At 66.5% G+C, this 15,775-nt stretch carries 9 protein-coding genes, 1 tRNA gene and 1 pseudogene; 8 read left to right on the forward strand and 3 right to left on the reverse strand.

The window, feature by feature from the left end; all coding sequences use genetic code 11:
• Window positions 1-622: 622 nt before the first annotated feature.
• A tRNA-Arg gene (locus MKK58_RS24725) sits at window positions 623-699 on the reverse strand.
• 153 nt (window positions 700-852) lie between these two features.
• Here MKK58_RS24725 and MKK58_RS24730 point away from each other — a divergent pair.
• From MKK58_RS24730 to MKK58_RS24755, 6 genes and pseudogenes are all read left to right on the forward strand, one after another.
• Window positions 853-1,304 (forward strand): annotated as a pseudogene (locus MKK58_RS24730) (transposase); the annotation flags it as partial.
• Between the two features lie 322 nt (window positions 1,305-1,626).
• Complete coding sequence (locus MKK58_RS24735) at window positions 1,627-2,958, forward strand: MFS family transporter (RefSeq protein WP_243915610.1); 1,332 nt, start codon at window positions 1,627-1,629, stop codon at window positions 2,956-2,958.
• A 150-nt stretch (window positions 2,959-3,108) separates the two neighbouring features.
• Complete coding sequence (locus tag MKK58_RS24740; protein ID WP_243915611.1) at window positions 3,109-4,767, forward strand: acetolactate synthase large subunit; 1,659 nt, start codon at window positions 3,109-3,111, stop codon at window positions 4,765-4,767.
• 115 nt (window positions 4,768-4,882) lie between these two features.
• A complete protein-coding gene (locus MKK58_RS24745) occupies window positions 4,883-6,259 on the forward strand; it encodes an aldehyde dehydrogenase family protein (protein WP_243915612.1) in 1,377 nt (458 codons plus the stop codon).
• Between the two features lie 125 nt (window positions 6,260-6,384).
• Entirely contained in the window at window positions 6,385-8,214 is a 1,830-nt protein-coding gene (locus MKK58_RS27015) for an ATP-binding protein (protein ID WP_243915613.1), read from the forward strand.
• A gap of 5 nt (window positions 8,215-8,219) precedes the next feature.
• Window positions 8,220-9,563, forward strand: coding sequence for a sigma-54-dependent transcriptional regulator (locus MKK58_RS24755; protein ID WP_243915614.1), 1,344 nt, complete (start codon window positions 8,220-8,222; stop codon window positions 9,561-9,563).
• 158 nt (window positions 9,564-9,721) lie between these two features.
• Here the strand turns inward: MKK58_RS24755 and MKK58_RS24760 are convergent, their stop codons facing one another.
• Window positions 9,722-11,155, reverse strand: coding sequence for a PLP-dependent aminotransferase family protein (locus MKK58_RS24760; protein WP_243915615.1), 1,434 nt, complete (start codon window positions 11,153-11,155; stop codon window positions 9,722-9,724).
• Between the two features lie 295 nt (window positions 11,156-11,450).
• Between MKK58_RS24760 and MKK58_RS24765 the strand changes: the two genes are divergently transcribed.
• Both MKK58_RS24765 and MKK58_RS24770 read left to right on the forward strand, forming a co-directional pair.
• Window positions 11,451-13,613, forward strand: a complete 2,163-nt coding sequence (locus MKK58_RS24765) for a molybdopterin-dependent oxidoreductase (RefSeq protein ID WP_243915616.1) — start codon at window positions 11,451-11,453, stop codon at window positions 13,611-13,613.
• A 353-nt stretch (window positions 13,614-13,966) separates the two neighbouring features.
• Complete coding sequence (locus tag MKK58_RS24770; RefSeq protein ID WP_243915617.1) at window positions 13,967-14,488, forward strand: DUF1993 family protein; 522 nt, start codon at window positions 13,967-13,969, stop codon at window positions 14,486-14,488.
• A 111-nt stretch (window positions 14,489-14,599) separates the two neighbouring features.
• Here the strand turns inward: MKK58_RS24770 and MKK58_RS24775 are convergent, their stop codons facing one another.
• Complete coding sequence (locus tag MKK58_RS24775; RefSeq protein ID WP_243915618.1) at window positions 14,600-15,559, reverse strand: IS481 family transposase; 960 nt, start codon at window positions 15,557-15,559, stop codon at window positions 14,600-14,602.
• Window positions 15,560-15,775: the final 216 nt, after the last annotated feature.

Here is a 15,775-nt window from a genome sequence, read left to right on the forward strand (position 1 = left end):
GGTCACGTTTCGTCTCCGCACGTGCTCAGATGCGCAGACATTTGTTCAAATTCCTGTGTCCTACAACCTAGGCGCAGTAAATTTCAGTTGGTGTTGCAGGATCGCCTCTTTGCAATGATGATATACCCACTAACACAAGTTAGTCCTATCCTTCCGCAGCCACACGCTAGCTCCTCTGGTAGGGGCTGCCGATGCTCTTCTCAAATAGCCCTTCGCCTTCATTTGCCCAGCTAACATTTCTTCGCCGTCGGCTGGGCGGCATCCCGCGCTAAGCGTGCAGCCTTCTGCTTTGCCATTTTCTCATCAGCCGAGCTTTGGGGCGGCACATCGTCGGGCATAGGAATGGGCTGGTTCTGCTCTCTCGCAAAGGCCGCCTCAGCTTGCTTCCGCTCTCGGCTCTGGAGGTGATCGGACAAAGGATTTCCTTAAGTTGGGGTCTGCCGCTACGCCTCGACGGAGCGCATGTCGGCACACCGTGATTCGACGTCACCGAAGCAGCTGCAGTGTCAGGCGGTATGCGAGCGAGGGGATGGCACGCACTGATTTTCTGCAGCTTGCTTCCGCAGCGCTTCCGCGGCCCCTCAAGAGCCCAGGCGAAATTCAGTTACGTGCTTGATCGAATTGGCGCACCCGACACGATTCGAACGTGTGACCTTTGCCTTCGGAGGGCAACGCTCTATCCAGCTGAGCTACGGGTGCTGACCGTGTCGCTCTGGTAGCCCATGCGGCGGCCTTGCGCAACGGGTCAGTGGAAGCCTTCAGGCTCGAACGGATGTCTGCGCGGGCTCCGCAGGCAAGGGCCATAGGGTCGACGCGTGTGGGATGCGTGGGTCGTGAGGCGGTGGCGCGTCCAATTTCATGCGCAACGTGCTGGCCTATACCGGCCACGCGAGTCGCCGCGTCGTCTCGGTTTTCCTCGCCACTGCCTTCGCCCAGGACGACGCGGAGGTGGCCCGTCAGCAAGGGTGCAGGTGGCCGATCAGCTCCGGGTCGAGGTGCCCAAGCGCGCGACCCTGATGGACACCGCCGGGCCCGGCGTACTGGCCTACATGGGCTTCCCGGCCGCTCACCGGGTTAAGCTCCACAGCACGATCCCGCTGGAGCGCCTGAACGGCGAGATCAAACGCCGGACCGAGGTCGTCGGCATCCTCCCCCACGAGGCTGCCATCACCCGTCTCGTCGGCGCGATCCTGCTCGAACAAAACGACGAATGGGCCGTCCAGCGGTCCCGTTTCATGACCCTGGAAAGCATCGCCCCGTTCGGCGATGATCCCCCCGTCAGCCTGCCGACCCTGGCAGCCTGATCCTCCCGGCCCATGCCGGCGATCGTGGTGGCTCTCAGCGAGCTACACCACGCCAGGGGACACGACCTGACGTGATCGGCAAGATTCCGCCGACGGTGGCTCCCGATCGGCGAGAGTTGGCCTACCCGTCTCACGACATATTCCCCTAAGGTACTGTATCGTCGTGACTTTTGGCGATCGTGATGGTTGGCATCCCGGTTGCCATCACTCCTTTGCATCCCGTCGGTGCTGACCGTGAAGAGGCCGAAGGCCCGGGTTCGTGGGGCGGGTCGATCACGGCCACATTCCGGTGAGGCCGAAGTTCACAACAGGGAGAACGTCCATGAACACGGCTGCACCCGCGGCGATCGGGGATATCCCCGCCCGCGCCGAAGCAACGGACCGCCAGAAGATCAAGGCCATCGTCGCCGCCTCATCAGGCAACCTCGTCGAGTGGTACGACTTCTACGCCTACGCATTTACGTCGATCTACTTCGCCTCCGCCTTCTTCCCCTCCAGCAGCACGACCGGACAGTTGCTCGCCACGGCCGGCATCTTCGCGGTCGGCTTCTTCATGCGCCCGCTCGGCGGTTGGATCTTCGGGCGGATCGCGGACCGACGGGGGCGCAAGTCCTCGATGGTGTTCTCGGTGCTGCTGATGTGCGCCGGCTCGCTGATGATCGGGCTGCTGCCAACCTACGAGTCGATCGGCGTGCTGGCCCCCGTGCTGCTGCTGGTGGCGCGCCTTGCCCAGGGGCTCTCGGTCGGCGGCGAGTACGGTACCGCGGCGACCTACATGAGCGAGATCGCCGGCAAGGGGCGGCGCGGCTTCCTGTCCTCGTTCCAGTACGTCACCCTGATCGGCGGTCAGCTGCTCGCGGTGCTCGTGGTGTTCGCCCTTCAGCACATCCTCACCGGCGAGGAGATGCGGGCCTGGGGCTGGCGCATCCCGTTCCTCATCGGTGCCGCCGCCGCCATCGTCGCGATGATGCTGCGCGGCTCGCTCAAGGAATCGGTCTCGCACGAGACGATGCAGAGCAAGGACGCCGGTTCGATGCGGGCGTTGATGCAGCACAAGCGCGCGCTACTGATCACCTTCGCTTTCACCATGGGCGGTTCACTCTATTTTTACACGATGACGACCTACATGCAGAAGTTCCTCGTCAACACGGTCAAGCTCGATCTTAAATCAGTCTCGACGGTGATGACCCTGGCGCTGGTCGCTTTCATGCTGCTGCAGCCGCTGTTCGGCCTGCTCTCGGATCGGATCGGACGGCGCAACAACATGATCCTGTTCAGCGGGCTCGCGATGCTCGGCGCCGTGCCGCTGCTCTCGACGCTGTCGCTGATCACGAGCCCCTACGCCGCCTTCGGCCTGATCATGGTCGGCCTGGTCATCGCGACCTTCTACACCTCGATCAGCGGCGTGGTGAAAGCCGAGCTGTTCCCGGCCGAGGTGCGCGCGCTGGGCGTCGGCCTGCCCTACGCCATCGCCAACGCCATGTTCGGCGGAACCGCGGAATACGTGGCGCTCTCGTTCAAGTCCTACGGCAACGAGAGCCTGTTCTTCTGGTACGTCGCCGCCATGGCTGCGGTCGCCTTCGCCGCCTCGCTCTGGATGCCCGACACGCGCAAGTACGGCTACCTCGACGGCAACGGTCGGATGAGCGGCTAACACCGGTGCGCATTGCTGCCGCGGGCCCGGCGCGCGCGGCACCCCAACCTCCATCACCCCTGAAGATTCCTCAGCCAGCGACGAACTCGCGCAACTGACGGTCGACCCCTGCGTGATCGGCCGGACTCAAGCCAACAACAGGAGGGCGTCGTGCCCAAAGGATCCGACCTACTCATCCAGGCTCTCGAGAACGAAGGCGTCGAACGCATCTTCGGCATCCCCGGCGAGGAGAACCTCGACATCGTCGAGAGCCTGCGCACGTCGAAGATCGAGCTGATCCTGACCCGGCACGAGCAGGCCGCGGCCTTCATGGCCGCCACCTACGGCCGTCTGACGGGCAAGCCCGGCGTCTGCCTCGCGACGCTCGGCCCCGGTGCGCTGAACTTCGCCACGGGCGCGGCCTACGCCCATCTCGGCGCCATGCCGATGATCATCATCACCGGCCAGAAGGGCATCCTCAAGGCCCGGCAGGCGCGCTTCCAGATCGTCGACATCATCGCAACGATGAAGCCGATCACCAAGATGGCCCGCCAGATCGTCTCCGCCTCCTCGATCCCCACCATCGTGCGCGACGCCTTCCGCGTCGCCATGGAGGAGCGGCCCGGTCCGGTCCTGCTCGAATTGCCCGAGGACATCGCCGCCGAGGAAGCCGAGGCCTACACGGTACCGCGGCACCCGATCGATATCCCGGTCGCCCACCCAACCTCGATCGAGCGCGCCGCCCGGATGATCCAGGCGGCCGAGCGTCCGCTGATCATGCTCGGGGCCGCCGCGAGCCGCCCGCGCTCCACGAGCGATCTCGGCGGGTTCGTGCAGCGCACCGGCATCCCGTTCTTCACGACGCAGATGGGGAAGGGCACGGTGGCCCACGGCACCCGCCTCTACATGGGCACCGCCGCGCTCTCCGAGCGCGACTACGTGCACGAGGCGATCGACGCGGCCGACCTCATCATCGCCATCGGCCACGACACGGTGGAGAAGCCGCCCTTCTTCATGGGCCAGTTGGGCCAGAAGGTGCTGCACATCAGCTACACGCCCGCGAACGTCGAGGAGGTGTACTACCCCGACGCCGAAGTGGTGGGCGACCTCGGTCCGACCCTGAAGCTGATCGCCGACCGTCTGGAGGACAGGCTGCCGAACGCGGGCGCGCTGCTCCACCTGCGCGACCACATCCTGACGCGCATCGCCGACCGCAACGACGAGGATCGCTTCCCCGTCACGCCCCAGCGCCTCGTGCGCGACGTGCGCGCGGTCATCCCGCAGGACGGCATCGTCTGCCTCGACAACGGGATGTATAAGATCTGGTTCGCCAGGAACTACCGCACCTACGTCGCCAACACGCTGCTGCTCGACAATGCCCTGGCCACGATGGGCGCAGGGCTTCCCTCGGCGATGATGGCCGCGATCCTCTACCCCGAGCGCCGCGTCATGGCGGTGTGCGGCGACGGCGGCTTCATGATGAACAGCCAGGAGATGGAGACTGCGGTGCGCCTCGGGCTCAACCTCGTGGTCCTGATCCTCGACGACTCGGCCTACGGCATGATCCGTTGGAAGCAGGCCGTGGATCAGTTCCCGGACTACGGAATGACCTTCAAGAACCCGGACTTCGTGAAGTACGCGGAATCCTACGGTGCCATGGGCCATCGGGTCGGCGCGGTCGAGGATCTGGTGCCGACGCTGGATCATGCCTTCCAGGCCGGTGGCGTTCACCTCGTGGCGGTGCCGATCGACTACTCGGAGAATACCCGCGTCTTGGTCGACGAGTTACGCACCAAAGTCGCGGACCTGGCGCTCGGCGCAGCCGAATAATCCGGTACGGCGCCGCCCCCACCGGAGCGGCGGCGCCGATCCCATCCATGAACCCGACACGATTCCGCGAACCGGTTCCACGCTCAAGCGGAGCCGTGGAGCAAGGAGGTTGCCCGTGCTGCAGATCGTCCAGGCCTACGACCGCACGCCCTTTGCTGAATTACCCTACGACGACGCTTCGGCCCTGGAGCGGAAGCTCACCGCCGCCGAGCGTGCCGTCCGGGACCGCGATGCGCGACTGCCGGCGCATGCCCGGATCGCCGTTCTTCAGGCGGTCGCCCGCCGCATCGCCGAGCAGCGCGACCATTTCAGCCGCCAGATCGCACGCGAGGGCGGAAAGCCGCTCACCGATGCGCGGATCGAGGTAGACCGCGCCGTCGACGGCGTCCGCAACGCCGCCGAGGCTCTACGCGATCTCGCGGGTCGCGAGATCCCGATGGGCCTCACCCCCGCGAGCGAGGGACGCTGGGCCTTCACGACCCGCGAGCCGATCGGCGTCGTCGCGGCGATCTCGGCCTTCAACCATCCGCTCAACCTGATCGTCCATCAGGTCGCGCCGGCCATCGCCGTTGGGTGCCCGGTGATCGTCAAGCCGGCGTCCGCCACGCCGCTGTCCTGCTTCGATTTCGTGCGGCTCGTCCATGAGGCCGGCCTGCCCGAACCGTGGTGCCAGACCTTTCTTCCGGCGACGAACGACCTCGCCGAGGCGCTGGCGACTGATCCGCGCGTCGCCTTCGTCAGCTTCATCGGCTCGGCTCGCGTCGGCTGGCACCTGCATGGCCGTCTGGCGCCGGGCACGCGCTCCGCGCTGGAGCATGGCGGCGTCGCCCCCGCCATCGTCGATCGGAGCGCCGACCTCGACGCGATCATCACGCCGCTCGTCAAGGGCGGCTACTACCATGCCGGACAGGTCTGCGTGTCGACGCAGCGGATCTTCGTCCATGCCGAGATCGAGGCGGCCTTCACCGAGCGGTTCCTGGAGCGCGTCGCGGAACTCCGGGTCGGGGACCCGCTCCTGCCGGACACCGAGGTCGGTCCCCTGATCCAGCCGCGCGAAGCCGATCGCGTCCGCGCCTGGATCGACGAGGCCGTGGCAAGGGGCGCACGCCTGACCGGGGGCGAACGCCTCTCCAAGACGACCCTCAACCCAGCCGTTCTGCAGTCGCCTGCGCGTGAAGCGCGGGTGTCGCGGGAGGAGGTGTTCGGGCCCGTCACTTGCCTGTACCGCTACGACGACCTCGATGCCGCCATCGCGACGGCAAATGCGCTGCCCTTCGCCTTCCAGGCGAGCGTCTTCGCACAGGATCTCGGCGTCGCCCTGCGCGCCGCCGAGCGCCTCGACGCTTCGGCGGTGATGGTCAACGATGCGACAGCCTTCCGCACCGACTGGATGCCCTTCGCGGGGCGGCGCAACTCGGGCTACGGGGTCGGCGGCATTCCCTACACGATGCGCGACATGACACAGGAGAAGATGGTTGTCCTGCGCCGTTGACGGGCCGGCCGACGGCGCGCTCATGCGCCTGAGTGGCGATAGCGCATGACAGCCGTCTGCTCGGGTGGAATGATCCGTGGTGAGCCGGCACCGGGTCGGATCAGGGGATCGAGGATGTCTTGAGCGTGTCCCCTGTCGTGACGGCGGCCTTACGGCGGATCACGCGCCGCGGGACCCCCCTCGCCGCCTGGGGGTGGGGGCTGGCCGTCCTCACCCTGGTGGCCACGGCCGCCGTCTTCGGCGTCACCCTCGAGGCGGGCCACGAGCAGGTGCGCCGCGCCGCGCGCCAGCGCCTCGTCATCGGCGAGGCGGTGCTGCGCGCGGCCGTCGAACGCTACGGGTACCTTCCGGGTGTCCTCGCCCTCGACACCGAAGTGCGCGGCCTCCTCGGAAACCTCGATGCGCCTGCCGGTATCGCCGCCGTCAACGCGAAGCTGGAGGCTATCGCCGAGGCATCGGACGTCGCCGCGATCTACCTCCTCGACCGGGACGGGCTGACCCGTAGCGCGAGTAACTGGGACCAGCCGCTCAGCTTCGTCGGAACGTCCTACGCCTATCGACCGTACTTCACCGAGGCTGTCGCGACCGGCGCTTCACGCTACTTCGGCATCGGGACCACGACGAACCGGCCCGGTCTGTTCATCGGCAAGGCGGTGCCGGCCCGCGACGGCGGCTTTGCGGGGGTCGTCGTCGTCAAGATCGACCTCGAAGGCCTGCAGCGGGAGTGGCGCCAAGCCGGTGAGCACGTCCTCGTCTCCGACGCGGCCGGCGTCGTCTTCCTGGCCAGTGAGCCCGCCTGGAAGTATCGCCCGTTCCGTCCCCTCACGCAGGTCGACACGGCTCGCATCCAAGCGGCGCGTCAGTACGGCGACAGTGATCTGCGGCCCCTGCTCTCGGAGTGGATCGACGGGGGCACGATCGAACTTCCCTGCGGCGACGGTACCATGTCGGGGATCGTCGAGCGGGCCGCGATGCCGGATCTCGGCTGGACGCTCTGGTACGTCGCCGAGACCGACGCTACGCTGCGTCAGGCTCTGCTGGCATCGCTCGCTGCCGGGATCGCGTGCCTCGCGTTCGCGTTCGCCCTCGCGGCGGCGAGCCAGAGACGGCAGCGTCTGCGCAGCGAGCAGGCCATGCGCCTCACCCTGGAGCGACGCGTGGCGGAGCGGACCTCCGACCTCAGCACCGCCAACGCGCGCCTGCGCGGCGAGATCGCTGAGCGGGAACGCGCCACCGCCGCCTTGCGGGCGACGCAGGATGAGCTGATCCATGCCGGCCGGCTCGCGGCGCTCGGTCAGATCTCCACGGCGATCAACCACGAGATCAACCAGCCGCTGGCGGCCCTGCGCACCTTCCTGTCGAGCTCCTCCGTCTTCCTGGAGCGCGGCGACACCGCGACCGTGGGCCGGAACCTGAAGCGCATGACCGAGGTGACGCAGCGCATCGCCGAGATCATTCGTCACCTCAAGGTCTTTGCCCGCAAGACAGGCCCCGAGCACTGGGAGCCGGTGCGGCTCGACGCTGCCGCCGCGGCGGCGCTCGACCTGCTCGCAGCCCGGATCCGCGTCGAGGCCGTCCAGGTGACCTGCGCGATCCCGCCCGAAGCGACGGTACGGGCCGAGCCGGTGCGCCTGGAACAGGTTATCCTAAACCTGATGGTCAACGCCCTTGATGCCATGCGCGACGCCCCCGAACGCCGGCTCGACCTGACAGCGATGCGCGAGGCGGCATCCTGCTGGCGCCTGTGCGTCGCTGACAGCGGTAGTGGGATTTCCGAGGAGCACATGCCGCACGTCTTCGATCCCTTCTTCACCACGAAGGCAGCCGGCGAGGGCCTTGGCCTCGGCCTGTCGCTGTCGTCTCTGATCGTGCGCGACTTCGGCGGCAGCCTCGCCGCCGCGAACGGCGCACGGGGTGCGGTGCTCACCCTCGTCCTGCCGGCCGCGGAGGCGTGAGCGCGATGGCACCTCTGCCGAACCAAGTGCTGTTCATCGACGACGACGAGACCGTGCGGGAGGCGCTGCACCAGTGGCTGACGCTCGCCGACTACGATGTCACGACCTTCGAGGACCCGGACGGTGCGCTCGCCCGGATCGATGAGCGCTTCCCTGGCATCCTCGTCACCGATGTGCGCATGCCGCGCATCGGCGGCCTTGAGGTACTCGAACAGGCCCTGCGGCGCGACCCGGACCTGCCGATCCTCCTCGTTACCGGCCATGGCGACGTGGCGATGGCGGTGGAGGCGATGCAGCGTGGTGCCTATGACTTCATCGAAAAGCCGTTCGAGCCCGAGCGCCTCGTCGGGGCGATCGGGCGAGCCCGGGAGAAGCGTCACCTCACCCTGCGGCTGCGCCGCCTCCACGCAGTCGCCGACGCCCCCGGCATCGAGAGCCGCCTCGTCGGCACATCGCGGGCGATGGAGACCCTGCGGCGTGAGGTGCTTGATCTGGCCGCGACGCCGGTCAACGTCGTCGTCAACGGCGAGACCGGCTCGGGCAAGGAACTGGTCGCGCAATGCCTACACGCCTTCTCCGGGCGGCGGGACGCCCGCTTCGTCGCCGTCAATTGCGGGGCCATCCCCGATACGATGGTCGAGAGCGAGCTGTTCGGCTACGAGGCCGGCGCCTTCACGGGCGCCGTCAAGCGCCGGGTCGGCAAGCTCGAATATGCCCATCGCGGCACGCTCTTCCTCGATGAGATCGAGGCGATGCCGCTTTCGGGCCAGGTGAAAATCCTGCGCGTGTTGCAGGAGCGCAGTCTGGAGCGCCTCGGTTCGAACCAGTCGGTCCCCGCCGATCTGCGCACGGTCTGTGCCAGCAAGGTCGATCTGCGGGGCGAGGCGGCGTCCGGCCGGTTCCGGGCCGACCTCTATTACCGCCTCGGCGTCGCAGAACTACGTATCCCGCCGCTGCGCGAGCGTCGCGAGGACATCCCGCTGCTCTTCGAGCATTTCGCGAGCCGCGCCGCCCAGTCGCATGGGCGCGCGATGCGCCCCTTGTGCGCCCGTCTCGTCCAAGAGCTCGTCGATCATGCCTGGCCGGGCAACGTGCGCGAGTTGCGCAACGCCGCCGAGCGCCACGCCTTCGGCCTGGACCGGCTCGCCGCCGCGCCGGAACCCGAGGCGGACGACGCACGGCCGCTTGCAGCCAGAGTCGAGGCCTTCGAGCGCGACCTGATCCGTCAGGCCCTGCAGAAGGCCCGGGGCAGCATCGCCGAGGCGATGCGCCTGCTCGACCTGCCCCGTCGCACACTGAACGAGAAGATGCAGCGTTATGGCCTCAACCGAAGCGACTTCGCGCAGTAGGAGGAAGACAACCGAGTGAGGCGGCAAAGTCCGTTTCGATGCATCGTCACCCGGAAGCGGACAGTCTCGAAATCGCCCATCTCGGTCGCAGAGCGGACTTGCGAGTGTCGGCCCAACTACGCCGAAGAAGTCATTTCGTTGGGTGGTCTGAAGCAGACTCAAACCGTGCCTTCGCCGCGGTCTGCTTGCCCAAGCAATATCTGCTGCAACGCGCCGACTGCCGTCTCGATCTGCGTTTCGTTGAGCGATGAATATCCGAAGACCAAAATGTCGTCCCGTGCCCCGGGGTCGAAATCGTAGGCGGCCCCGCTCGAAAGGGCGTAGACCCCGAGGCCCTGCTCGCGTGCGAGGAGCTGGATCTGCCGGGCGGGCGGAAACCCGGGCGGAAGGCGCCAGACCAGATGCAGGCCACTCTCGCCGCCGAGGATGGCGGCCCCGTCGAACGTCTTGCATAGCGCCCGGACGAGGCAGTCCCGGCGTGCCTTGTAGACCTGCCTCAGGCGGCGCAGGTGCCGGTCGAAGTGCCCCTCGTCGATGAAGGCGGCGAGCGCGGCCTGCTCGAGCCAGGCCTGGCCGTTGCTCATCCGTGCTTTCAGCATTCGCGCCTCGTCCCAAAACAGGCGCGGGACCGTGGCGAAGCCGATGCGGAGACCGGCGCCCACGGACTTCGAGAACGTCCCGGCATAGAAGACGCGCCGGCCTCCGTCGAGACCGGCTAAGGCCGTCAGCGGCGGCCCGTCGTACCGGAAGTCGCTGTCGTAATCGTCCTCGACGATGTAGCTGTCGGTTTCCTCCGCCCATCGCAGCAGGGCCAGGCGCCGCGTCAGCGGCATGGTGGCCCCGGTGGGGAACTGGTGCGACGGCGTCACGTAGAGCAGGCTACCTTTGGACGTTGGCAGGAGGTCCGTTCGCAGCCCCTCGCCGTCGACCGGAACCGGATGGATCTCCAGGTCGGCGTTCCTGAAGATCAGCGAGGCTCCGAGGTAGCAGGGGTTCTCGATGCAGAGCTGTCGGGTATGTCCCTTCAGCAGGTTGAACACGAGGTTGAGAGCGTCCTGCCCACCCGTGGTCACGATGACCTGATCCTCGGTCACAGCCACCGCTCTGGCACGCCGTAGGTGCGTGCTGATGGCCACGCGCAAATCCGGGAGGCCAGCCGGATCGCAGTAATCGGTCAGGTATGGCGTCTCCCGCGCCAGAAGCCGCGCCACGATCCGTCGCCAGATGGCCAGCGGGAACCCGGCAGGATCGGACCGTCCGACCCAGAAATCGAGTTCCGGCCGGTCGCCGCCGCCGCCGGGCGAGCCGGCGAAGCAAAGCAAGGGCTCGCTCGACGTGTCCGGCACCGGGCCGTTCGTAATTGACCGACTGCCCTGTTGGATCAGGAGGAGACTATCCGGCGAGATCGGCTCCACGAACAGGCCCGCCGTACCGCGCGCCCTAACGTAGCCCTCCGCCGCCAGGCGTTCATAGGCCAGCATCACCGTGTTGCGGGACACCCGGAGTCGCTCCGCCAGAAGGCGGCTCGGAGGCAGTGCCATGCCGGCCTTGATCTGCCCATCCAGGATGATCTCCCGAACCTGGTCGAACACCTGCGCCTGGAGCGGCTTCTCGGACTTGGCGTCCAGGGTGAGCGTCAGTTCCACACGGTCCATCCTGCCCGAGGTCGCCGGCCTGCCGTGACGTACCCCATCCCTGTCGGCACGAACCAGATCTCAGGCGCACGGCGCCGATCCGCGACAAAACGGTTGGTACCATGGCCCAGCACTCTTTTGGTCCTTCCACCGGACCAAAATTTGGAATTGTTTGCACTTGAGTGCATTCTGCTGACGCACCGGGCCGGCCCGTCAGGAAACATAAGGCGGGACGCTCGGCCGTGGAGGAAACATGAACGAGATCGTCAAGCCCGACTCCCCGCTGGTCGCCCAGGCCGAGAGCCTGACCGAGACTTTCTTCGGCGGCTGCCCGCACGATTGCCCGGACACCTGCTCGATGATCTTCGAGGTCAAGGACGGGGAGCTGCTCGGCGTGCGCGGCAACCCGGACCACCCGATGACACGCGGCGGCCTGTGCGTGAAGCTGAAGGACTACGAGAAGCGCCACTATCATCCGGACCGGCTGCTCTACCCAATGAAGCGGGTCGGGCCGAAGGGTGAGAGACAGTTCGAGCGCATCACCTGGGACGAGGCGCTGGACACCATCGTCACGCGCTGGAAGGCGATCATCGACCAGTACGGGCCGCAGGCCATCGCGCCCTACAGCTATCTCGGCAACCAGGGTCTGGTGCACGGGCTGAACGGCGGCGATGCCTTCTTCAACCGCATGGGCGCCACCGTGACCGAGCGCACCTTCTGCGGTGAGGGCTCGTGCACGGCCTGGCTGCTCACTGTCGGCCCGACCGCCGGCCTCGACCCGGACAGCTACATCCACTCCAAGTACATCGTGATCTGGGCCTGCAACTCGGTCAGCACGAACCTGCACCACTGGGCCATCGTCAAGGATGCCCAGAAGAAGGGTGCCAAGGTCGTCGTGATCGACGCCTACGCGTCGCGCACGGCGAAGGCCGCCGACTGGCACATCGCGCCGAAGCCCGGCACGGACGGCGCGCTCGCCATGGCGCTGATCAACTCGATCATCGAACAAGGTCTCGTCGATCAGGACTACGTCGACAACTATACGGTCGGCTTCGAGGAGCTGAAGGAGCGGGCCAGCACCCGCACGCCGGAATGGGCGGCCGAGATCACCGGGGTGCCTGCCGAGGACATCCGCACGCTCGCCCGCGAGATGGCGACCGAGCAGCCGGTCGGCATCCGCATGGGCGTGGCGCTGGAGCGTCATTACGGCGGCGGCCAGACCATCAGGGCGGTGTCGTCCATCCCGGCCCTGACGGGCGCCTGGCGCCATGTCGGCGGCGGCGTCACCCAGTTCGGCGTCTGGGAGCACCCCTACAAGTTCGACGTGATGTGCCGGCCCGACCTGATCCCGGAGGGGACCCGCGTCGTCTCGAACCTGCAGATCGGACGCGCGCTCACCGGCGAGATGAAGCTCGATCCGCCGATCATGTCGATGATGTGCTGGAACTCGAACCCGGTCACGCAGGCGCCCGAGACCGACAAGATCGTCGAAGGGCTGATGCGCGAAGACCTGTTCATGGTCTCGGCCGAGCACTTCATCTCGGACACGGCCTCCTACGCCGACATCCTGCTCCCGGCGACGATGGGCGCTGAGATGGAGGACATGATCCTGTCCTGGGGCCACCTCTACCTGACCTACAACACCAAGTGCGCGGATGCGCCCGGCGAGGCGATCCCGAACAACGAGATCTTCCGCCGGCTCGCGGCCCGGCTCGGCTTCGAGGAAGAGAACTTCAAGTGGAGCGACAGCGAGTGCCTGGAGCACTACGTCGACTGGAGCGCGCCGGCCTGCGAGGGCATCGACCTCTCGTACATGCGCGAGCACGGCTTCGCCCGGCTGAAGGTCGGCACGCCCGACGACCGAGCCCCGCACCGGGAGGGCAACTTCCCGACGCCGACCGGCAAGTGCATGCTCAAGGTCGAGGGCGCCACGAACTTCGTCGCGCCGCCGTTCCGGCAGATGTACGAGGGCTTCCAGCCCGGCGAGGCGCTCGATCCGCTGCCCGATTACCTCGGCCCGCGCGAGTCGCATGCGAACGATCCGGAGCTGGCGAAGCGCTTCCCGCTCAACATCGTCTCGCCCAAGAGCCACTACTTCCTGAACTCCTGCTACGCGAACATGGAGGACAAGCAGAAGGGCCAGGGCGAGCAGTTCGTGATGATCAACCAAGCCGATGCCGAAATCCGCGGTATCAGGGACGGCGACAAGGTCCAGGTTGCCAACGACCGCGGCGCCTTCAAGGGCGTGGCCCGCATCACCGACGATGTGAAGGCCGGCATCGTGGTCGCGACGCTCGGCTACTGGCGTCAGCTCAACGAGGGCACTGTCAACAGCATCTCCTCGGGCGCCTTCACCGACATGGGCCACGCCCCGTCGTTCTCAGATAATCTCGTCGAGGTTGCCCGGGCGAACTAAAATCAACGACTGGCTGAGCAACAAACCGGCGTCCTACGGGACGCTTGTTCCTGGTCAATGGTCCTTCGGTCGGCCTGCGCCGAGAACGAATTGTGAGGGATCCTGGGTGTTTGTCGAAAGCACACTCGGGTGTCCGCTTCTCCCACCATCACGCCCGAAAGCAGACCAGCAAAAATCCACCCACCCCGGTCGTACAGCGGGCCAACGGGACCCGACCCATGCCAGCCGCCCGGCCGCCGCCGCTTCCTCGAAGCGGCCATTTGTCAGCCATCTGGCAACTTCGTTCGACATACCCTTCCGCGGTGTGCGCCTTCTCACCGCGGCTTGGATGGCAGGTGCCTTAGCAAGTCGGGATGAGCATCAGCATCCACGACCTCAGCGTCCCGGTCTTCGTCAACGCGCTACGCAACATGAGCGCGTGGCTCGACAAGGCGGCATCAGAAAAGCCTGAAGCTGAGTTGCTCGTCCGGCGGCTGGCTCCGGACATGAAGCCTTTGCCTGCTCAGTATCAAATGGCGTCCGACAGCGCGAAGAACGCGGTAGCACGACTTGCCGGTATCGAAGCGCCCGCGATGCCCGACGTCGAGGCGACTTTTGCCGAACTCAAGGCGCGCTGTGCCAGGACGATTGCCTTCGTCGAGGGCATCGATCCGGCCGCGTTGGCTTCAGGCGCGGAACGCGCGGTGGAGCTGAAGTTCCCGAACGGCATGGGATACCGCTTCACCGGGCAGGCCTATCTCACCGGCTTCGCGCTTCCGAACTTCTTCTTCCACGTGACCACAGCCTACGGGATCCTCCGCAGCGCTGGAGTGAGCCTCGGCAAGCCAGACTTTCTCCAGCATCTCGGGCCGCCGAACATCCAAACCGCGAAGTAGTCATTCCAGCTCCCTGGTTCGTAGAGCGCATTTTGGTAGTTTCGCGATGCTATTTTTGTTAGATATCAACTGGTAGTTTCGCGACTGCAGTGCCAATTAATGTGTCGCGGGTTACCAACGCTGTGAGCGCGTCCTGCTGTCGTTGCCCAGAAGGTTGTTCAGCCTTTGCCAGGGTGTCTGTCGGCTGAGGGCTGAGTGGATTCGGTTGGTGTTGTAGTGATTGATCCAAGGGCTCATGGCCTGTGTCCGGTCGGCGGATGAGGCGTAGGGCTCGGCGTAGATCCATTCACGCAGCGAGGTCTGGATGAAGCGCTCGGCCTTGCCGTTGGTGCGCGGCGTGTAGGGCCTGGTCCGGACGTGTCGCAGGCCGGCCTCGGCGAGGAGATCGCGGAAGGCATGGCTGCGGTAGGCCGAGCCGTTGTCGCTCATCACGCGCTCGACGATGACGCCATGTCGGGCGAAGAACGCCAGCGCCTCACTCATGAAGGTGACGGCGCTCTGCTTGGTCTCGTCGGGCAGAACGGCCGTGTAGGCGAGGCGCGAGGCATCGTCGATGGCCACATGCAGGGCCTCCCAGCCGATGCCGCGCCGGCCGTCGCGCCGGTTGCCGGTGATGCGGTGACCGACACCGTCGATCCGACCGAGCTTCTTCGTGTCGATGTGGATGAGTTCGCCCGGCCTCTCGCGCTGATAGCGGATGACCGGCGGCCGAACTTCGAGCGCGCTCAGCCGGCCGAGACCGAGACCGCGCAGGACCCTGCCGACGGTGGAGCGTGGAAGCGCGAGGCGTTCGGCGATGGCCTGACCCGTCAGCCGCGTGCGCCGCAGAGCCTCGACCTGCATGCGGATCGCGGGCGTGACACGCACCGTTGGCCGGAGGGGCGCCGAGCTTCTGTCGCGAAGTGCCCCCACGCCGCCCGTCCGAAAACGGGCCAGCCACTTGTAGGCCGAGCGCTCGCTGATGCCAGCAGACTGCGCCGCCTCGGCCACGCGCCAGCCGTCGACCAGCATCCGCTTCACCAGAAGGGCTCGACCATGAACCGTCATACGGGCATGCTGATGGGTGTTCATCCGAGGCACTCGGTCAGGGTTGGTTGGCTTCGCAACCCCAGCCTCTCACCCCCGCCTCGGGTGAACAACCTTCATAGCTTCGACATCTAGGAGCTTGTCCGAGTAATCCTCTCGACGACGAGGCTGCGAGGTGATTCACTCGGCTCATGGCCAAGGTGTTTCGCTCCTGGGACGTCGATCAGGGCTGGCTGTTGCCGCCCTCGCTGCACGAGTTCG

Source organism: Methylobacterium sp. J-078 (assembly GCF_022829285.1).
Taxonomy (GTDB): Bacteria; Pseudomonadota; Alphaproteobacteria; order Rhizobiales; family Beijerinckiaceae; genus Methylobacterium.